Source organism: Amycolatopsis aidingensis (assembly GCF_018885265.1).
Taxonomy (GTDB): Bacteria; Actinomycetota; Actinomycetes; order Mycobacteriales; family Pseudonocardiaceae; genus Amycolatopsis; species Amycolatopsis aidingensis.
Genome location: NZ_CP076538.1, coordinates 1146408 through 1165134, shown reverse-complemented (window position 1 = coordinate 1165134; position 18727 = coordinate 1146408). Strand labels below are relative to the sequence as shown.

At 70.2% G+C, this 18727-nt stretch carries 20 protein-coding genes; 8 read left to right on the top strand and 12 right to left on the bottom strand.

Annotated features, from left to right (window positions below; translation table 11 throughout):
* Nucleotides 1–16: 16 nt before the first annotated feature.
* Nucleotides 17–199, bottom strand: a complete 183-nt coding sequence (locus KOI47_RS05675) for a lysine biosynthesis protein LysW (RefSeq protein ID WP_232376560.1) — start codon at nucleotides 197–199, stop codon at nucleotides 17–19.
* A gap of 242 nt (nucleotides 200–441) precedes the next feature.
* On the opposite strand from KOI47_RS05675, the gene KOI47_RS05670 reads away from it, so the two are divergent.
* From KOI47_RS05670 to KOI47_RS05655, 4 genes are read left to right on the top strand one after another with little or no spacing between them, the layout of a single operon-like run.
* On the top strand, nucleotides 442–1302 hold the full coding sequence (locus KOI47_RS05670; protein WP_216214570.1) for a family 3 encapsulin nanocompartment shell protein: 861 nt from the start codon (nucleotides 442–444) through the stop codon (nucleotides 1300–1302).
* Entirely contained in the window at nucleotides 1299–2219 is a 921-nt protein-coding gene (locus KOI47_RS05665; RefSeq protein WP_216214568.1) for a sulfotransferase, read from the top strand. The genes KOI47_RS05670 and KOI47_RS05665 overlap by 4 nt, the downstream gene beginning before the upstream one ends.
* 8 nt (nucleotides 2220–2227) lie before the next feature.
* On the top strand, nucleotides 2228–2998 hold the full coding sequence (locus KOI47_RS05660) for an SDR family NAD(P)-dependent oxidoreductase (RefSeq protein WP_216214566.1): 771 nt from the start codon (nucleotides 2228–2230) through the stop codon (nucleotides 2996–2998).
* Nucleotides 2999–3010: 12 nt separating this feature from the next.
* A complete protein-coding gene (locus KOI47_RS05655) occupies nucleotides 3011–4885 on the top strand; it encodes a M20/M25/M40 family metallo-hydrolase (protein ID WP_216214563.1) in 1875 nt (624 codons plus the stop codon).
* Between the two features lie 61 nt (nucleotides 4886–4946).
* Here the strand turns inward: KOI47_RS05655 and KOI47_RS05650 are convergent, their stop codons facing one another.
* The 6 genes from KOI47_RS05650 to KOI47_RS05625 form a co-directional block, all read right to left on the bottom strand.
* The gene (locus KOI47_RS05650) at nucleotides 4947–5819 is read right to left on the bottom strand and encodes a LysR substrate-binding domain-containing protein (protein ID WP_216214561.1); all 873 of its coding nucleotides are present in this window, start codon (nucleotides 5817–5819) and stop codon (nucleotides 4947–4949) included.
* Between the two features lie 23 nt (nucleotides 5820–5842).
* The gene (cysC, locus tag KOI47_RS05645) at nucleotides 5843–7666 is read right to left on the bottom strand and encodes an adenylyl-sulfate kinase (RefSeq protein ID WP_216214559.1); all 1824 of its coding nucleotides are present in this window, start codon (nucleotides 7664–7666) and stop codon (nucleotides 5843–5845) included.
* Nucleotides 7666–8580 (bottom strand): sulfate adenylyltransferase subunit CysD, encoded by a 915-nt coding sequence (gene cysD, locus KOI47_RS05640; protein WP_216217118.1) that lies wholly within the window; start codon nucleotides 8578–8580, stop codon nucleotides 7666–7668. Before cysD ends, cysC begins: the two co-directional genes overlap by 1 nt.
* 284 nt (nucleotides 8581–8864) lie before the next feature.
* Nucleotides 8865–9287 (bottom strand): hypothetical protein, encoded by a 423-nt coding sequence (locus tag KOI47_RS05635; RefSeq protein ID WP_216214557.1) that lies wholly within the window; start codon nucleotides 9285–9287, stop codon nucleotides 8865–8867.
* 73 nt (nucleotides 9288–9360) lie between these two features.
* Nucleotides 9361–10743 carry a 3-carboxy-cis,cis-muconate cycloisomerase gene (gene pcaB / locus KOI47_RS05630; protein ID WP_216214555.1) on the bottom strand — a complete coding sequence of 461 codons (1383 nt, stop codon included), beginning with the start codon at nucleotides 10741–10743 and terminating at the stop codon, nucleotides 9361–9363.
* Nucleotides 10744–10826: 83 nt separating this feature from the next.
* Nucleotides 10827–11888 carry a KR domain-containing protein gene (locus tag KOI47_RS05625; protein ID WP_216214553.1) on the bottom strand — a complete coding sequence of 354 codons (1062 nt, stop codon included), beginning with the start codon at nucleotides 11886–11888 and terminating at the stop codon, nucleotides 10827–10829.
* Nucleotides 11889–11970: 82 nt separating this feature from the next.
* On the opposite strand from KOI47_RS05625, the gene KOI47_RS05620 reads away from it, so the two are divergent.
* Both KOI47_RS05620 and KOI47_RS05615 read left to right on the top strand, forming a co-directional pair.
* Nucleotides 11971–12786 carry a metalloregulator ArsR/SmtB family transcription factor gene (locus KOI47_RS05620; RefSeq protein WP_216214551.1) on the top strand — a complete coding sequence of 272 codons (816 nt, stop codon included), beginning with the start codon at nucleotides 11971–11973 and terminating at the stop codon, nucleotides 12784–12786.
* Nucleotides 12783–13382, top strand: a complete 600-nt coding sequence (locus tag KOI47_RS05615) for a dihydrofolate reductase family protein (RefSeq protein ID WP_216214550.1) — start codon at nucleotides 12783–12785, stop codon at nucleotides 13380–13382. The genes KOI47_RS05620 and KOI47_RS05615 overlap by 4 nt, the downstream gene beginning before the upstream one ends.
* A 16-nt stretch (nucleotides 13383–13398) precedes the next feature.
* Here KOI47_RS05615 and KOI47_RS05610 read toward each other — a convergent pair whose 3' ends face one another.
* The 4 genes from KOI47_RS05610 to KOI47_RS05595 all read right to left on the bottom strand — a co-directional run bounded on the left by KOI47_RS05610 (nucleotide 13399) and on the right by KOI47_RS05595 (nucleotide 16264).
* Nucleotides 13399–13884, bottom strand: coding sequence for a MarR family winged helix-turn-helix transcriptional regulator (locus KOI47_RS05610; protein ID WP_232376559.1), 486 nt, complete (start codon nucleotides 13882–13884; stop codon nucleotides 13399–13401).
* Between the two features lie 38 nt (nucleotides 13885–13922).
* A complete protein-coding gene (locus KOI47_RS05605; RefSeq protein ID WP_216214548.1) occupies nucleotides 13923–14792 on the bottom strand; it encodes an SDR family oxidoreductase in 870 nt (289 codons plus the stop codon).
* Nucleotides 14789–15619, bottom strand: coding sequence for an EamA family transporter (locus tag KOI47_RS05600; protein ID WP_216217116.1), 831 nt, complete (start codon nucleotides 15617–15619; stop codon nucleotides 14789–14791). Before KOI47_RS05600 ends, KOI47_RS05605 begins: the two co-directional genes overlap by 4 nt.
* A 162-nt stretch (nucleotides 15620–15781) precedes the next feature.
* Nucleotides 15782–16264 carry a cupin domain-containing protein gene (locus KOI47_RS05595; RefSeq protein WP_332461445.1) on the bottom strand — a complete coding sequence of 161 codons (483 nt, stop codon included), beginning with the start codon at nucleotides 16262–16264 and terminating at the stop codon, nucleotides 15782–15784.
* A gap of 78 nt (nucleotides 16265–16342) precedes the next feature.
* Here KOI47_RS05595 and KOI47_RS05590 point away from each other — a divergent pair, with 78 nt between their 5' ends.
* Complete coding sequence (locus KOI47_RS05590) at nucleotides 16343–16789, top strand: MarR family winged helix-turn-helix transcriptional regulator (RefSeq protein WP_216214546.1); 447 nt, start codon at nucleotides 16343–16345, stop codon at nucleotides 16787–16789.
* 29 nt (nucleotides 16790–16818) lie between these two features.
* On the opposite strand, the gene KOI47_RS05585 is transcribed toward KOI47_RS05590, so the two are convergent.
* Nucleotides 16819–17220, bottom strand: coding sequence for an ArsR/SmtB family transcription factor (locus KOI47_RS05585; RefSeq protein WP_216214543.1), 402 nt, complete (start codon nucleotides 17218–17220; stop codon nucleotides 16819–16821).
* A 99-nt stretch (nucleotides 17221–17319) separates the two neighbouring features.
* Between KOI47_RS05585 and KOI47_RS05580 the strand changes: the two genes are divergently transcribed.
* Nucleotides 17320–18684: an MFS transporter gene (locus tag KOI47_RS05580; RefSeq protein ID WP_232376558.1), complete on the top strand. Its 1365-nt coding sequence runs from the start codon at nucleotides 17320–17322 to the stop codon at nucleotides 18682–18684.
* Nucleotides 18685–18727 lie beyond the last annotated feature (43 nt).

Genomic DNA, 18727 nt, shown 5'->3' with positions numbered 1-18727 from the left:
GTCATGATGTCCTTTGTTACTCGCCCCAGTCGTCTTCGACATCGGGAGCCAGCGCGAGCTCCGGTGGTTCGGTCGAGACGATCTCCAGCTCGCTCCGGCAGTCCGTGCACTCGATGATCTCGCTGACCCGGACCTCCGCGTCGATGGTCACCTCGGATGCGCACTCCGGGCACTCGGCCGCGTACGTGATCTTCTGCATGAGCTCGACCCCTCAGTAGTGATCTGCTGTGTGTTGCGACGGGACAAATTTATCCCCGAAATGTGAAGATATCCAATAATGAGCGGTGTTCGAAACACACGGGGCGGCTTATCGGCCGGGCCATCACCGGCCGGGCACCACCGGATAAGCAGCCCTTCTCGCCGGAACGGGGCGGAAATCGATGACCAAAGATTAAACTCGATGAGCAGGTTCATATTTACGTTCCGCCACCTGGAGGGGCAATGCGAACAACCGCGGCCTTGGCCGAACTCAAGTCCGTCGAGCGCACACCCGGCGAGGAGTTCGCCGCCGCCGTGCGCGATACACGGGCGCGGCGCGAACTGGTCGTGCCGTTCCACACGCACCTGCCGGCGGCGTTCCCGCTTTTCGCCTCCCGGCCCCGGTACCCCGTGCGCCACCTGCTGAAGACCGCTCCGGTCACCGGCACCGAGGCCTGCTACGTGCACGAGCCGCCGAAGGGAGCGCTTGGCGCCTCCGGTACCTCCTACGAGACCACCCCGGAGGCCCACTTCGCCCCGCGGCTGGAGCAGGCGGAGCTGACCGACATCACGGCAACCGTACCGCTGCCCTTCGGCCTGCTCGACTGGCCGGAACTGCTCACCCAGTACATCGATTTCCGGTTGCTGGTGCGGCTTTCGGTGGTGGAGAACCAGTCGCTGCTGCACGGCACCGCGGACGGCGCGATCACCGGGCTGCTGAACCTGCCCGGCACCCGGCACACCGGATCCCAGCTCGGACTGGAGGCCGCGGTGACCGAGGCGGCCGCCGAGGTCGAGGAGACCGGCGGATCCTGCGACGGCATCGTGGCGCACCCGTTCACCTACTGGGAGATGGTGCGTACCGGCCTGCTGGAGCGGCTACAGGTCGCGGGCATCACCGTGTCCCGCACCCGGATGATCGCGCGGGACCGGCTGTTGCTCGGCGACTTCCGCGCGGCGTTCACCCTGCTGCTGCCGAATGTCGCGCATATCGCGCTGCGCTCCGGCACGGAGGGCGATCGGCTGGAGGCCTGCACCCGCATCGGGCTCGCGGTGCACCTTCCGCAGCACCTGATGACCCTGTCCTGGGCGGCCGGGCGATGAACCGGCCCCGCGTCCTCTACATCACCGGCTGGATGCGCAGCGGCAGCACCCTGCTCGGCAACATTCTCGGGGAGCTGCCGGGCGTGCTGCACGTCGGCGAGCTGCACTACCTGTGGCGCAACGGTGTGCTGCACCTTGGCACCAACTCCACCTGCGGCTGCGGCCGGGACCTGAACGACTGTGAGATCTGGTCGGCGATCCTGGCGGCCAACGGCACGGCGGAGCCGGGCGCGGCGCGGGCCATGGTCGGCCAGCAACGGGCCCTGCTGCGCACCCGGCACACCAGAAGGCGGCTGGCCGAGTCGCTCGGCAAGGCCGCACGGCCACCGGAGGTGGACGAGGCCATCGGGCGCACCGCCGAGATCTACCGGCTGCTCGCCGCGCAGAGCGCGCAGCGCCTGATCGTGGACGGCTCGAAGTACCCCGCCGAGGCCGCGGCCCTGCTCGGTCGCTCCGATCTGGACGTCCGCGTGCTGCACATGGTGCGGGACGCCCGCGCGACCGCACTGTCCTACGCAAGGGCGAAGGACTACATCGACCCGATGAGCCCGAGCCGCAGCAGCGGTTACTGGACAGCCTTCAACCTGGCCTCGGAACTGATCGGGCGGGCGGCACCCGAGCGCTACCTGCGCATCCGGCACGAGGACCTGTGCCGCGCGCCGCGGGAGGTGCTCACCGAGGTGCTGCGGTTCGCCGGACTGGACGACGATCCGCCGGTGGCGGATTCCGGGCTGGTCCGGCTCGGGGAGAACCACACCGTCACCGGCAACCCCGACCGGCTGGCCAAGGGAGACACCCGGATCAGCCCGGACGAGCGCTGGCGCACGCAACTGCCCGCACCGCGGATCGCCGCCGCGACCATGACCGCCCTGCCGATGCTCGCGCGCTACGGGTATCGGCTCCTGCCGAACGCCTAGGAGAGGTAATGGAACTCGGACTGAAGGATCGTGTGGCACTGGTCGCCGCGTCGAGCAGCGGACTCGGCCTGGCCACGGCCAAGGCCTTCGCGGCCGAAGGCGCGCATGTCTCGATCTGCGGCCGGGACCAGCTCCGGCTGGCCAGGGCGCATGCAGAGGTGAACGCGGTGGGGCCGGGCGACGTGCTCAGCGTCGCCGTGGACATCCGGGACGAGAACGCGGCCGCCGCGTGGGTGCAGCAGACCGCGGAGACCTTCGGGGAGCTGGACGTCGTGGTGACCAACAGCGGCGGGGTCCCGTTCGGGCCGATCGACAGCTTCACGGTCGCCGACTACCGCGAGGCGATCGACGCGAACCTGCTGCCACATGTGGCGATCACCCTCGCGGCCACGCCGTTGCTGAAGTCCCGCGGCTGGGGCCGGATGCTGATGATCGCCTCCGAGTCGATCCGCCAGCCGCACCCGGAGAGCGGGCTGTCCTCCGTGGCCAGGCTGGGCCTGCTCGGGCACATGAAGGGCCTGGTGCACGCCCTTGGCCCGAACGGGGTCACGGTGAACGTGCTCGCGCCCGGATTCCACCGCACGCCGATCCTGGACGAGCAGTTCGGCGCGGCCGTGGATGAGGAACTCGCCAAGGTGGCCGACCGGCTGCCGCTCGGACGGATCGGGGACTGCGCGGACTTCGGCGCGCTGGCCACGTTCCTCGCCAGTGAACAGGCCGCCTACGTCACCGGCACGGTCTTCCTCGCCGACGGCGGCAACACCCGTGGTATCGGCTGAACAGGAGGAAAAATGTCCTTACTCGGGCATGTCGCCAGCACCCGCGGGGCGGCGTTGTACGTGGTCAAGATCGGCAGTGCCTCGCTGAAACACGACAACGTGTTCGACGAGCTGGCCGCCATCTACCAGCGCGGCGCGCGGGTGCTGCTGGTCGCGGGTGGCGCGGCCGGGATCGCCGAGCACTACGCCGAGATCGGCCGCACGATGCGCACCCTGCAACTGCGCGGTGGCGACGAGATCCGCTACTGCCCGCCGGAGGAGATGCCCTACATCGTCTCCGCCTACGAGCGGGTCACGCTGCCACGGGTGCGCCGTGCGCTGGCCGCACGCGGGCTCAGCTCCTACACCGCGGTGGCCGCCGAGGGCGAGCTGGTCTGCGGCACGGCCAACCCGCCGCTGCGTGCGGTGCGGGACGGCCGGACCCTGCTGGTCCGCGACCACCGCGCCGGCCTGGTGTCCGATGTGGATACCAGCAGGCTGCACGCGCTGCTGGATGCCTTCGACGTGGTGTGCGTATCGCCCCCGGTGGCCTGCGCCGCGGGTGGTTCGGCACTGAACGTGGACGCCGACGTGCTGGCCGCGGAGCTGGCGAACGCGCTGGACGCCGACCACCTGCGGCTGGTCACCGGCACCCCCGGCCTGCTGGCCGATCCGGCCGATGTCACCTCCCGGCAGGCCCACCTGCTCGCAGGGGAGGGCGCGCGATACGCGCGGGGACGGATGCGGCACAAGGTGCGGGCCGCGGAGATCGCGCTCACCGGCGCCGCCGATGTCGCGATCACCGGTCCGCATGTGCTGGCCCCGGCCTCGGGAACCCGCTTCTGGCGGGCCGCGCCACCCGCACCGGATGTACAGCTGCTTTCCCGCTCGGTGGAGATCTCCTCGGTGTCCGGGGACGAGCGGGAACTCGCCGACTACCTGGTGGACTGGTGCACCGAGTACGGGATCGACGCCGAGATCGACCTCGCAGGCAACCTGGTGGCCACGCGGGGCGATGGGCCCCAGCGGTTGCTCATGCTGGGCCACCTGGACACCGTGCCGCACCGGTGGCCCGCGCGCTGGGACGGGGACACGCTCTCCGGCCGCGGCTGCGTGGACGCCAAGGGCAGCCTGGTCACCTTCCTGGAGACGCTGGCGGAGCTGGAGGTGCCGCCATGGGCGCAGGTGCGCGTGGTCGGCGCGGTGGAGGAGGAGATGACCGCGGCTGGCGCGTTCTTCGCAAGGGACAACTACCCGGCCGATGCCGTGATCATCGGCGAGCCCTCCGGTGCGGGGGCGTTGACCATCAGCTACAACGGCCTGCTCAAGGTCCGGCTCTCGGTCCGCACTCCGGTGGGGCACACCGCGGGCAACGGCGTGTCCACCGCGGCCGACCAGCTGGTGGACGTGGTGCACCGGCTGCGCGCGGAGATCGCGGCGGCCAGCCAGGACGCGATGCCGGCGGTACTCGGCATGGACGCGCGCAACGGCGGAGACGAGCAGATCGGCGAGGCGGTGCTGGACGTACGCGTCCCGCATTCGACCGATGTGCACGAGCTGGCCGCGGTGGTGACCCGCGCGGCCGCACCGGCGCGGGTGGAGGTGCTGCGCGCTACCCCGGGACACGCGACCGCGCGGACCAGCCCGCTGGTGCGGGCGTTCTCCCGGGCCTTCCGGGAGGCGGGCGTGACCCCGCGGTTCCTCGCCAAGAAGGGCAGCAGCGACATGAACACGCTGGCCACCACCTGGCGGGAGGTGCCGATGATCGCCTACGGCCCGGGGGACGCCGGGCTGGACCACACCCCGGACGAACACCTCCCGGCCGCGGAGTTCCGCACCGCGCGCACCGTGCTGGCCGCGGCCGTGGCGCAGTGGGCCGCCCAGGTGGCACCCGCCTCCGCGGCCTGAACAGGCACCGAGTTCGGGGGCGGGAACGTTGCGCAACGTTCCCGCCCCCGAGCTGTGTCCTTCAGTCGGCGAAGGGGTAGCCGTGCAGGGCGTTCTGCAGGGCCCGCTTGGCGACCCGGACGAAACCCGGCGCGGAGGCGCCTGCCGACAACGCCATGGTCACCGGCAGCGGCCCCGGTGGTTCGGGCAGCTCGAGTCGCGTGCGGGGCAGTCCCCAGAGTTCGTCGCTGTTGGCCACCAGGCAGGTCACCCCAAGGCCCGCCTTGGTCGCCGCGCGCAGGCCCACCAGCTCGGCGCCCTCGTACCCGACCCGCCACGGCAGTTCGGAGGCGTCGAAGGTCTCCAGGATGTGGCTGCGCAGCGAGCACGGTTCGGTGAACAGGGTCAGCGGCAGCTCGGCCCCCTCGCCGTAGGCAGGTTCGCCGAACCAGTCCATCCGCATCCGGCCGAGCTCGTGGTTCATCGTGGCGGCCAGCTGCGAGCGGGGCTGCAACAGCAGCGCCAGATCGAGCCGGCCGGCAGCCACCTGGGCCTCCAGCGACTCGCTCATCCCGGTACGCACGCTGACCTGCGCGTTCGGTATGCCCTTCGCCAGCAGGGCGAGGATGTCCGGAAGAGTCTCGGCCAGCTGGTCACCGACCCCGAGGGACAGCCGGATCGTCCCGGCAGGCGGCACGAACCGGTCCACCGCCTCGTCGTTCAACGCGACGATGCGCCGGGCGTAGCCGAGCAGTTCCTCGCCCCGGGAGCTCAGCTGTAGCTCGCGCCCAGTGGAAAGGAAGATCGGGCCCTTGATGAGGCTGCCAAGCTGCCGGATCTGCTGGCTGACCGCGGGCTGCGTGACATGCAGCGCCTCCGCCGCCCTGCGGAAACCGCCGAGGTCGACCACGGTCACCAGGGCTCTGAGCCGGTTGATCTGCAAGTCGTGATACATCGGTGCACCTCCAGCGCGGCCGATCACTCATCGAGGTAAGCCAGCACGGTTGCGGCCAGTGCCGCCGGATCGCCCGCGGAGTGCCGCAGCACCAGCTCAGGACGGACCGGCGCCTGGTACGGCGCGTCCACCCCGGTGAGGCCCCGGATCTCCCCCGCCCGTGCCTTCGCGTACAACCCCTTGGGATCGCGGGCCGCGCAGACCGCGAGCGGGGTGTCCACATGGACTTCTACAAAGGACAGTCCGGCCGCTTCGTGTGCGGCGCGGACCTTGTCGCGGTCCGCGGCGTAGGGACTGATCAGCGAAACGATCGCGATATTGCCCGCGTCGGCGAACAACTGCGCCACCGCGCCGACCCGGCGCACGTTCTCCGCCCGGTCGGCGGGATCGAAACCGAGATCGGCGTTCAGGCCGTGCCGGAGGTTGTCCCCGTCCAGCAGGTAGGCGGGGCGGCCGGAGGCGACCAGCCGCCGCTCCAGTTCCACCGCGACGGTCGACTTACCGGAGCCGGAAAGCCCGGTCAGCCAGAGCGTCAGCCCCCTGGTCGCGCGCTGCTCCCTGGTCACCGCGGTGGCGTGCCAGGCCACGTTCGCGTGCGTCGCGCGCGGACCGATGATCATCCCGGCCGCCACCGTGTTGTTCGTGGCCTCGTCGATCAGCACGAACGAGCCGGTGCCGCGGTTGCGCCGGTAGGGGTCGAACAGCAGCGGCGCCTGGGTGCGCAGCCGGATGCGGCCGATCTCGTTCAGCCCGAGTGCGCCTGCCGACTCGTCCCGGTGCAGGGTGTTGATGTCCAGCCGGTAGTCCAGCTCGCGCACCGAGCCCCGGACCTGGCGGGAGGTGTGCTGCACGGTGTACTTGGCTCCCGGGGTCAGCGTGGACTGCTCGGTCAGCCAGCACACCATGGCGTCGATGTCCTGCCCGGTGTGCGGGCGGTTGCCCGGCCTGCAGATCAGGTCGCCCCGGCCCACGTCCACATGGTCGGCCAGTTCGACGGTCACCGCCTGGGGCGGGAAGGCCTCCTCGACCACCGAGCCACCGGGCCCCCAGATGGCGCTGACCCGCGAGCTGAACCCGGCAGGCAGCACCGCGACCTCGTCCCCGCGCTTCAGCACCCCGCCGGACATCGTGCCGGCGTACCCCCGGAAGTCCTGGCCCGCCCGGATCACGTACTGCACCGGCAGCCGGACGTCGATCAGGTTCTGGTCGGAGGCGACGTGCACCTGCTCCAGATGCTGCAGCAGCGAGGTGCCCTCGTACCACGGCATCTCCGCGCTGGGGTTCACCACGTTGTCCCCGTGCAGGGCGGACATCGGGATGAAGGTGAGGTCGGGTATCTCCAGCTTCATCGCGAACCGGCGGAACTCCTCGCGGATCTCCTCGAACCGCTCCCGCGACCAGTCCACGAGATCCATCTTGTTCACGCACACCACGAGATGGGTCAGCCCGAGCAGGGAGGAGAGGAACGCGTGCCGCCGGGACTGCTCCAGCACGCCCTTGCGCGCGTCCACCAGTACCAGCGCCAGGTCGGCCGTGGAGGCCCCGGTCACCATGTTGCGGGTGTACTGCAGATGGCCGGGGGTGTCGGCGATGATGAACTTGCGCCTCGGCGTTGCGAAGTAGCGGTATGCCACGTCGATGGTGATGCCCTGCTCGCGTTCCGCCCGCAGGCCGTCGGTCAGCAGGGCGAGGTTCGGGGTTTCCTCGTTGCGTTCCGCGCTGGTCCGCTGCACGGCGGCCAGCTGGTCGGTGAGGATGGATTTGGAGTCGAACAGCAACCTGCCGATCAGCGTGGACTTGCCGTCGTCGACACTGCCCGCGGTGGCTATCCGGACTAGCGGTCCCATCAGAAGTAACCCTCCTTCTTGCGGTCTTCCATGCCCGCCTCGGAAATCCGGTCGTCCGCGCGGGTCGCGCCGCGCTCGGTGACCCTGGTCGCGGCGATCTCGGCGACCACTTCCTCCGGCGTCGTCGCGCCGGACTCGACGCACCCGGTGCAGGTCGCGTCCCCGACGGTGCGGAAGCGGACCAGCATCTCGGCCGGTTCCTCGCCGTCCAGCAGGGTGAGGAACCTGGTGTGCGCCAGCAGCATCCCGTCCCGGTGGATCACCGGGCGGCGGTGCGCGTAGTAGATGGACGGCAGCTCGATCCGCTCGTCCCGGATGTACTGCCAGATGTCCAGCTCGGTCCAGTTGGACAGCGGGAACACCCGGATGTGCTCGCCCTTGCGGTGCCTTCCGTTGAACAGGTTCCACAGCTCGGGGCGCTGGCTGCGCGGGTCCCACTGGCCGAACTCGTCGCGGAAGCTGAACACCCGCTCCTTCGCCCGTGCCTTCTCCTCGTCTCGCCGGGCGCCGCCGAACACCGCGGTGAAGCCGTGCTCGGCGATCCCGCGCAGGAGTGCTGTGGTCTGCAACCGGTTACGGCTGGCCCGGGGCCCGGTCTCCTCCACGACCCGGCCCGCGTCGATGTCCTCCTGCACGCTGCTGACCACCAGCCGGACGCCGTGCCGGGCGACGACGCGATCGCGGTACTCGATCACCTCGTCGAAGTTGTGTCCGGTGTCCACGTGCATCACCGGAAACGGCAACGGTCCCGGCCAGAACGCCTTGGCAGCCAGGTGCAGCATCACCACGGAGTCCTTGCCACCGGAAAACAGCAACGCCGGCTTCTCGAAGGTCGCGGCGACCTCCCGGAAGATATGGACCGCTTCCGCTTCGAGCATCCCCAGGTGCGTGAGCTCATACGTCGTCGTCACAATTTAGCCACCCTTCGAGGCAAGAAGAAAACTGCATGCACAACCGAGCGGCGACATCGGAAAGAAACGTGACGCTGCGGCGTGCCCTGCCGATCAGTCCCCCTGCTTCGGTCGATGACGATCGTGCCTTATTCAGCTGGATCCGCGCTCGCGATAACCTTGAATTCGAAATCTATGAATTTCTCATGCTGCTGACATTAATTCATAACTCGTCTTTTCGGAGCACACAAAAAGCCCGCACGGCAATGATTCGCCGTGCGGGCGGGAGTGGGCACCGGCGGCGCCGCTCAGGGATCGAGCTTCAGCGTCCCGTAGCTGTTGTTGTAGACCTTGCCCTTGATCGGGTGGGTGAACTTCAGCGCGGTCCACGTCGAGTCCACGCTCAGGCACTTGCTCTCGGCGAGGCCGTAGTTGTAGCAGATGTTGATGACGATCTTGAGGTTGAGATCGGTGCCGAGCTGCTTGCCCTTCGGCCAGGAGACCCACAGCGAGCCCTTCGCCGCCAGATGCGGTTTGAGCTTGGGAAAGGTCTCGTCGAGTTCCGCCTGGCTGCGCACGAAGAGATGGATGTAGTCGAACTCGCCCTCCAGGCTCGACCTCACCGATATCTCTGGCGGATCCACCGCCTCGATCGCCTCAGCCGGCGCGTTGACGAAGAATGCGCGCGCGCCTTCCTTGATGCCCATCTTCTTGGCGACAATTCCGGCCATCGGCACGATCCTCCGTGAAGTAATCCAACGCTTCTCCCCAGCGTAGCAGCGGGTAATCGAGTGCGCCTTGAATTCACTCCGCGGCGGGCGGCAGCCGGGTTTCGTAACCGGCAAGCGCCCGGTTCACCAGCTCGGCCGCGATCCCGGGGTAGCCCATCGGGTCGAGCAGTTCGGCCACCTCCTCGGCAGGCAGCTCGTGCCCGGCGAGGGCGGGGTGCGCGGCCACGGCCTCGGCCAGCGGGCGCTGCTCGGCGGTGGCCTCGGTGAGCAGCCGCTTTGCGGGTCCCTTACCGATCCGGCCCGCCAGCACGGCACTCAGGCGCTCGGATACCACCGCCCCGCCGGTCGCGGACAGGTTGGCCGTCATCCGGTCCGGGAACACCTGCAGGCCGGCCAGCAGCTTGGCGGCGTTGCCGGACGCGCCAGCGGCGCCACGCAGGGCCTCGCGCAGTGGCTGCCACTCGGCGTGCCAGGCACCCGCGGAGCGTTCGTCCTCGGCCGCCATGGACTGCAACAGCACCTGCGCCAGCGGCGGCAGCTGCCGCGCGGCAGTGGCGATGAGTGTGGCGAACACGGGGTTGCGCTTCTGCGGCATCGCCGAGGACGCGCCGCGGCCGGGTTCGGCAGGCTCGGCGACCTCGCCGATCTCGGTCCGGGTGAGCACCAGCACGTCCGCGGCCAGCTTGCCCAGCGTCCCGGTGACCACGGACAGCGCGGCCGCGACATCCGCAAGCGGGGCCCGCATCCCGTGCCATGGCAGCGCAGGCTCGGCCAGCCCGAGCTGCCGGGCCAGCGCCCCTGGCAGGGCGACCGTGCTGCCGGGGACGCCCTGCAACACGGCGTACTGCTCGTAGGCTGCGAGGGTGCCGCCCGCACCGCCGAGGGACACCGGTAGCGACCGCCGCGCCGCGGCCACCCGGTCGCCTGCGGCGAGGACCCCGCTGAGCCACCCGGCCGCCTTGAGCCCGAAGGTCGTGGGGACGGCGTGCTGGGTCAGCGTGCGGGCGACCATCGGGGTGTCGCGGTACGTCCGCGCGAGCCCGGCCAGGGAGGCGGCACAGCCATCCAGATCGGCGCCGATCCGGTCCAGCACGGAGCGGCAAACCAGCATCAGCGCGGTGTCCAGGATGTCCTGGCTGGTGCTGCCGCGGTGCACGTACTCGGCCGCCTCGGGGTCCACGGCCGCCACCGCCGCGGTGAACTGGCCGACGAAGGCCACCACCGGGTTCGCGGTGTCCCGCACCCCCTCGGCCAGGGCCGCCAGGTCGAACCGGTCGGTCGCGGCCGCCTCGATGGCCCTTGCCGCCGAGCCGGGGACCACACCGAGTTCGGCCTGCGCCCTGGCGAGGGCCACCTCCACCTCGACCATGGCGCGCAGCACCGCGACATCGTCGACAAGGTCGGCGGAGCCGGTTCCGGCCCAGGCGGGGGCCAGCAGGCCATGGTCCACAGCCATCACGTACTCCTCACAAGCCGAATGCGGGCGGCGGCAGCGATCCTCGCATACCGGTTCGGCACCAGCGATGGACGAGAGTGGGATCAGGCGAGAACGGAGTCCAGCAGAGCCGCCCGGTCCGCGAGATCGGTGACGGCAACGGGTTCGGCCAGTTCCGGCGCGATCCCGGCGACGGCCTGCCTGCTGGCGGCGGTGAGGTGGACGGTGCCGTCTTCGTCGATGGACTCGACACCGTCGCCGTGGGCCATCCGCTCGTTGCAGGCGATCGCCTCGGCCTCGGTGAGCCCGGGCGGCAGGTCCAGGGTCACCGCGCCGTCCGCGATGCGCACCGGGTAGCCACCGGGCAGGCCGGCCGGGGCGGCGGTGGAGTGCCGCAGCGGGGCGGCGCCGGGCAGCAACGCTTCCAGTACGGGAAGGACCGCGGCCGCGGTGACGACGTTGTAGCGCGGCCCTGGAGCGAGCGGGGGCGCCTGGTAGGCCAGCGTGTCGTCGCGCTGTCCGTCCTCGCCGAGATAGACCCGGCAACGCTGGTCCGGGTCGGCGGGCGGCCTGGCCTGCATGACGTCGAAGACCTGGGCGTGGTGCCCGAGCACGCGGATCAGCGGCGCGGGCTGCTCCGGCCGCGCGGCGCGGAGGGCCGCACGTACCCGCAGCTGCATCATGGCGGCGTTGCCGAGGCCGATGGTGGGCGCCAGGCCGAGGCGGGCGAGGACCGGCCCGGTCACGTCCGGAAAGGACAGATTCGCCACGGGCCCTTGATAGCCCGCGTCGCGGGCGGCCCGCAGCACCGAAAGCACGAGCGGCAGCTGGTAGGGCAGCCGCAGGCCGAGGCCGGCCGCCGCGATGGCGCGGGCAGCCGGATCGGAACGGCCGGACATCGCCCAGGGGCCGCGCAGCGAGGCGCAGTGCACGACCAGATCGGGGCGGGCCCTGCTCAGCAGCTCGGCCACCTCGTCCTGCCGGGATGCGTCCAGCCGGATCGCCTCGACCAGGCAGTCGCGGGCACTGGCAACGGTCGCCGCGGCGGCATCGACCACGGCCGAACGCCCCGCCAGCAACAGCCGCCGTACCCGGCCACCGGCGGCCAGCCCGTCGGCAACCCGCTCGCCCATATCGCCCGCGCCAATGATCAACACCGTGGTCATGCGCGGAGTCTAAGCGTCCCGGAACCGGAGTCACCGAGATATTCCTTGACATGAATATTCTGTTCAGTGAATACTTTGGCTCATGGATCGGATCGCCTCAGCCCTGGGAGACGCCGCACGCTGGCGTCTGGTGGAACTGCTGGCCGAGCGCCCCCGGTCCGTCGGTGAGCTGGCCGAACTGACCGGCCTGCGGCAGCCGCAGACCACCAAGCACCTGCAAACGCTCGCTCGCGCCGGCCTTGTCACGGCCTTCCCACTGGGGCAGCGCCGGGTCTACGCGGTCCAGACGGCGCCGCTGGCATCGCTGGCGGACCGGCTGCGCACACTGGTCGAAACCGCCGAGGCACACCAGGGCGAGCGAGACGTCATCGCGCGGTACCGGGCCGCCATCGAAACGGAGTCCGCGGCCGCGGACCGGGACCGCTGGGCGGACGGGCGCACCTTCTCCTTCGAGCGCCTGCTGCCTGCTCCCCGCGAGGATGTCTGGCGGCACTGGGTCGATCCGGAGCTGCTGGCGTCCTGGTGGGCCCCGCCCTCACTGACCGTCACCGACTGCGCCCTCGAACCGCGGTCGGGCGGGCGTGCCGTGCTGGAGTACCGCGATGCCGAGGGACGGTACCGCTCCGCGGGAGCGGTGCACATCGCACGGGAGCCCGAGCGGCTCGTGTTCGAGCTTTCGGTGCTGGACGGGGCAGGCGCGGTCTCCTTCACCGGCCACTACGACCTGACGCTCGCCACGGCCGATGGCGGCACCCGGCTACGGCTGGAGCTGCGCATCGCCGAGACCACCGTCGATGCCGTGCCCTACATCGCCGGGATCGCAACCGGCTGGGGTCAGGTACTCGACAACCTCGCCGACACCGTCGGCGCGGCCAACGGAAAGGAAGATCGATCATGACCACCTCCACCGACCGCAGGGTGACCGCGAACATCAGCCTCACCCTCGACGGGCGCTACCACGGCCCAGGCGGGCCCGGCGATCTGAGCGCGATCGTGCCCTACGCGACCACCGAGGTCGGCAGGCGGCACCTCGACCGCATCTGGCAGACCGCTACGACGGCGCTGCTCGGCCGCCGCAACGCCGAGGGGTTCCTGGGCTTCTGGCCTTCGGTCGCCGCGGACGAGAACGCCGATCCGCGGGATCGCGGATACGCGAAGTGGTTGGTGGACACCGAAAAGGTGGTCCTTTCGTCCACTTTGGCCGAAGCGCCGTGGGAGCGCACCCGCGTGCTGAACGCCCCAACCGCCGAGGTCGCCGCCGAGCTCAAGGCCACCGGCACCGGCGACATTCTTGTCAACAACAGCGCGAGCGTCATCAGGGCACTGCTGGCGGCGGACCTGCTCGACCGGCTGTACCTGATGGTCTGCCCCGAGATCGCCGGGGGCGGGCGGCGGCTGTTCGATGACGGCCTGCCGGGTACCAAATGGACACTCATCCAACAGGAAACCGGCGAGCTGGGCGAAATCGCCATGGTCTACGACCGCGCACGCTGAGCGGCCGCTGCGCGCGCTACTCCGGCTCGTCGCCGAGGCCGATGAGCAGCGTGCGCAGCAGCCGGGCGAGCTGTTCCCGCTCCTCCGGATTCAGCGCCGCCAGCAGGCGGTTCTCGTTGTCCACGTGCCCGAGGAGGATGTCGTCCACCAGCTCGCGGCCGCGGACGCTGAGGTCGATCACCACCCTGCGCCTGCTGCCCGGATCGACCTCCCTGGTCACCAGTTCCCTTGCGACCAGGCGGTCGATCCGGTTGGTGATCGCGCCGGAGGTGACCATCGAGGCCTCCACCAGGGTGCCCGCGGTCATCCGCCCGGCCCTGCGCAAGGTGGCCAGGATGTCGAACTCCCACAGCTGCAAGCCGTACTCGGCGAAGTAGGCGGACAGTCCCCGTTCCAGCAACCGGGAGGCCCGCTGAATACGGCCCACGATGCCCATCGGGGCGGGATCGAGGTCGGGCCTTGCGGCGTGCCACTGCGCCAGCACCCGGTCGAGCTGGTCCACTTCGACTCCTCAACGCTCAACTGTTCGACGTCAAGGTATCAGCAGAAGGCGTCCGCGTGATCGCGGGCGAACTCCGCGAAGCTGCGCGGGTCGCGGCCCGTGACGTCCAGGAAATCGGTGGTGGTGAAGTCTCCCCAACCGGACGCGTAGGCCTGTGCGTACTCGGTCAGCATCCCGGCGATCCAGTTCGGCACCCCGAAGCCGAGCAGGCGCCGCTCCTTGTCCTCCGCCGCGGTCGGGACATAGCGGACCGGCCTTTCCAGCACCTCGCCCAGCAGCCGCGCGACCTCCGTGAAGGAGATCGGGTGCGGGCCGGTGGGGGTGTAGATCCTGCCGTGGTGGAGCTCGGGGCCGTCGGTGAGCACCCGCGCGGCGAGTTCGGCGATATCCCGTGTGTCGATCATGCCGAGGCGGCCCTCCCCCATGCTGAGCCGGAACGCGCCCTCGGCCGCGATATCGCCGGCCTCGTTGAGCAGGTTCTGCATGAACCAGTGCGGCCGCAGGATCGTCCAGCTCAGTCCGGACCGCTGCAGTTCGTGGTCGGACAGTGCGTGCAACCGCCCGCTGCGCGTCGGGGCGTCGGCTGCCGCACGCACCGCGGACAGCCGCACCACCCGCTCGACGCCCGCCTGACGAGCGGCCCAGACGGCGTTCATGCTGTGCTCGGGCGCCCGGGGGTCGTTCGGGGTCAGCAGCCACAGGTCCTGCACCCCCGCGAAGGCCCGCGGCAGCGAGCGCGGATCGCCGAGATCCCCGAGCACGACGTCGACGCCACGTTCCCGCAGCGGTGGCGCCTTCGATTCGTCCCTGACCAGTGCCCGCAGCCGCAGGCCGGAGTGTTCGAGCGCGTCGATCAGCGCACCGGAGACGGTTCCGGTGGCTCCGGTGAGCAGCAACCTGCGATTCATGCCTTTCCTTTCTCCGCGAACGGGGGTGGGAGCTGTGCGGCCGCGATGGACAGCAGGGCGAGCGCGAAACCGGCGCCCTGGATCGGGGTGAGGGCCTGGCCAAGTACCAGCCAGCCCAGTGCCGCCGCCACGGCCGGGGACAGCAGGGGCAGGAAGGACACCGCCGTGACCGGGAGCCTGCCGAGGCCCTGGAACCACAGCACATAGGCGACCGCCGTGCCGATGATGGCCAGCCAGGCATAGCCGCCGAGTGCGGCGGCGTCCGGCATCGGTGGCAGCCCTTCGACCAGGAGTGCCACCGGCAGGAGCAGCAGCCCGCTCGCGGTGAGCTGCCAGCCGGTGAAGGCGAGCGTCCCGGTCCCCGGCGGGCGCCCCCAGCGCTTGGTCAGCACCACCCCGGCCGACATCGAAGCGGCTGCGGCAAGACCGGCAAGAATCCCGACCAGATCAAAGGTGATCGTCCCGCGCAGCACGATCAGGCCGACGCCGACCACCCCGGCGACGCCCCAGCCCAGCCGCCAGCGGGTGGGGCGCTCCCCGAGCAGGGCGAACGCCAGACCGGCGACCAGGAGCGGTTGCACCGCGATCAGGGTGGCCGCGACACCGCCCGGCAACCGGTAGGCGGCGACGAACAGCAGGGTGTTGAACGCCCCGATGTTCAGCATCCCCAGCACGGCGCAGCGCCACCACCAGTCACCGGCGGGCAGCCTCCTGGCGATCAGTAGCAGGAGCAGGCCTGCCGGAAGCACCCGGAGCACGCCGGAAAGCAGCGGAATCCCCGGGGGCAGGAACTCCGTGGTCACCAGATACGTCGTCCCCCAGCTCACCGGCGCCGCCGCGGTGAGGCCGGTGAACCCCCAGACCCGCGCCGGGTTCGCCGGGACGGTGGGGCCGGGGACCGCGTGGGCTCGGCGCACCACCCCTCCTCTCAACGTTGAAATATTTAACGTTGAGAGACTAGCGACACTGGCAGCACTACGTCAAACAGTTCAATGTTGAGAGTTTCGGTCTGTATCCCATTCCGGGCTGTCCACGAAGTGCACGTCGTACCGTTCGTGCACCCGCGCGACCTCCTCCTCCGGCAGGTTCCCGCGCAGGATCTCCGGCAGCAGCCGGAAGTAGCCGAACCGCTCGACCCCCGGCACCAGCGTGATGAGGACATCGGCGGAGGTGCCAGGTGCGGCGGCGAAGGCATGCCGCATGCCTGCCGGGACCACCACGTAGCCACCCCGGTCCACGGTGACCAGCTCGGCGCCGACCAGCATCCGCAGTGCGCCGTCGAGCACGTAGAACGCCTCCGCGGACCGCTCGTGGTAGTGCGGTTTCGTACCGGGCTCCCCGGCCTGGAGGTGGAGCCGGTTCGCGCCGAGCAGCCCGCCGGTGTGACTGCTGTCGGCCAGCAGCCACAGTGCGGGCCGCTCGATGGTCTCCACCTCTGCCGCCTGCACCACCCGGGCACCGTTGGCCGTCATACCCATCTCCCATCTAGTTGACACCTTCAACCAAGCTATGCCCGGTAGTTGAAGGTGTCAACTTGCTATGGTCACCGGGTGACCGAATGGCTTGACGCGGAACAGCAACGCGACTGGCGGGCGTTCATCGAGGGATCGATCCGGTTCATCGACCTGCTCGACCGGAACCTCCAGGAGCAGCACGGACTGACCCTGGCCGAGTACGAGCTCCTGGTCCGGTTGTCCGAGGCGGACGGGCAGTCGATGCGGATGGCCGAACTGGCTGCCGTGGCGTACTACTCGCGCAGCCGGCTTTCCCACCGGATCGCCGGACTGGAGAAGCGCGGCCTGGTCCGGCGCGAGCCGACAGCCGACGACCGGCGCGGCGTCCTCGCCCTGCTCACCGAGGACGGATACCGGACATTGCGCCGCGCCGCGCCGGACAACCTGCGTACGGTGCGGGAGCACTTCGTGGACGTGATCGAGCCAGGGGACCTGCGCGCGGTCGGCCGGGCGCTGCGCGCGGTCATCAGCAGGCTGACTTAGGCACTGTTCAAGAAGGCTGTTCTCGGCCCCTATGGACCATGGCTGCCGCTGTGCGGTGTGCCCACCGGGAGCTGGTGTGCACGACTGATCGGGCCCTCACTCAGGCCGAGGCGGAGATGTTCGATGTGGTAGACGGCCTCGTCGAGCAACATGGCGACGTGGCTGTCGTAGAGGCTGTAGACGATGCTGCGGCCGTGCCGGGCGCCGGTGACCAGGCCGAGGTTGCGTAGCAGGCGCAGCTGGTGGGAGACCGCGGAGGTCTCCATGCCCACCGCGTCGGCGAGTTCGTTGACCGGGCAGGGGCTTTCCCGGAGCCGGGTGAGGATGAGCAGGCGGCTCGGGGTGGCCAGTGCCTGCAGGGTCGCGGCCACCGTCGCGGCGTCCTCCGCGTTCAGCCGGGCAGGCGGGTGCCCTGGCGGTTCATGACCCATGGCGGCCAGTCTAGCCCAGCAAATAATTGAAGAGCTCTTCAATCGTTCTGCTATGGTGCGGAGGCCAGGCCGGTCGAACGAAGCAGCGGGAGGCGCGCGGTGGAATCGTCGTTGTTCGGTAACCGGGACTACCGGCACCTGTTCGCCGCACAGGTGGTCGCCCTGTTCGGTACCGGGCTGGCCACCGTGGCGCTCGGGCTGCTCGCGTACGAGCTGGCCGGAGCGCGGGCGGGGGTGGTGCTTGGCACCGCGCTGGCGATCAAGATGGTCGCGTACGTGACGATCGCGCCGATCGCGGGCGCGTTCGCCGACCGGGTGCCGCGCCGCCTGTTCCTGGTGACGCTGGATCTGGCGCGGGCCATGGTGGTGCTGGCGCTGCCGTTCGTGACCGAGGTCTGGCAGATCTACGTGCTGATCCTGGTGTTGCAGTCGGCGTCGGCGGCGTTCACCCCGACGTTCCAGGCGGTACTGCCGGACATTCTGCCCGGCGAGCGGGACTACACCCGCGCCCTGTCGATCTCACAGCTCGCCTCGAGCATGGAAACACTGCTCAGCCCGGTGCTGGCGGCGGCGGTCCTGAGTGTGGTGAGCTTCCACTGGCTGTTCAGCGGTACCACCGTCGGGTTCCTTGCGTCGGCGGTGCTGGTGGTGACCTCGCGGATTCCGCACGCACGCCCGAGCGCGCGCACCGGGTTGTGGGAGCGGATCGCGGCGGGCACCCGGATCTTCCTGGCCACGCCGCGGCTGCGCGGGGTGCTGGCGCTGGATCTGGCGGTGGCCGGTGCGGGTGCGGTGGTCATGGTCAACACGGTGAACTACGTGCACGACGCACTCGGGCTCGGCGATGCCGACGTCGCGGTGCTGCTGGCCGCGAACGGTGCGGGCACGATCGTGGTTGCCCTGACCCTGCCCCGAATCCTGGACGTGGTGGCGGAGCGGGCGGTGATGGTTACTGGCGCGCTTGCGCTGTCCGGTGGCGTGTTCGCCGCGATCGGACTGTCCACAGCGGATGGGGGCGGGTGGCGGTGGCCGGTCGCACTCGGGGTGTGGGCAGTGCTCGGAGCCGGAGCGGGACTGGTGCTGACCCCGATCGGCCGGGTACTACGCCGCTCCACCCGCGAGGCCGATCGTCCGGCGATCTTCGCCGCGCAGTTCTCCCTGTCCCACGCCTGCTGGCTACTCAGCTACCCCGTTGCGGGCTGGGTGGTCACCGCGACCGGGTTCACCGGCGGGTGGCTCACCCTCGCCGCGCTCACCGTCACCGGCACCCTTGCCGCCTGGCTGCTGTGGCCCCGCCACGACCCCGAGGCCCTGCCCCACGTGCACCACAACCTTCCCGACGACCACGAACATCTGACCGGCGCCGCACCCACAAGCGACGGCGGCTGGCGGCACACCCACACCTTCACCATCGACCCGCACCACCGGAACTGGCCGACGCCACACCTCGGGGCGCGACGATAACGGGGCGGTCGGACGGTAGCGCTCCACTCCGCCCGACCACCAC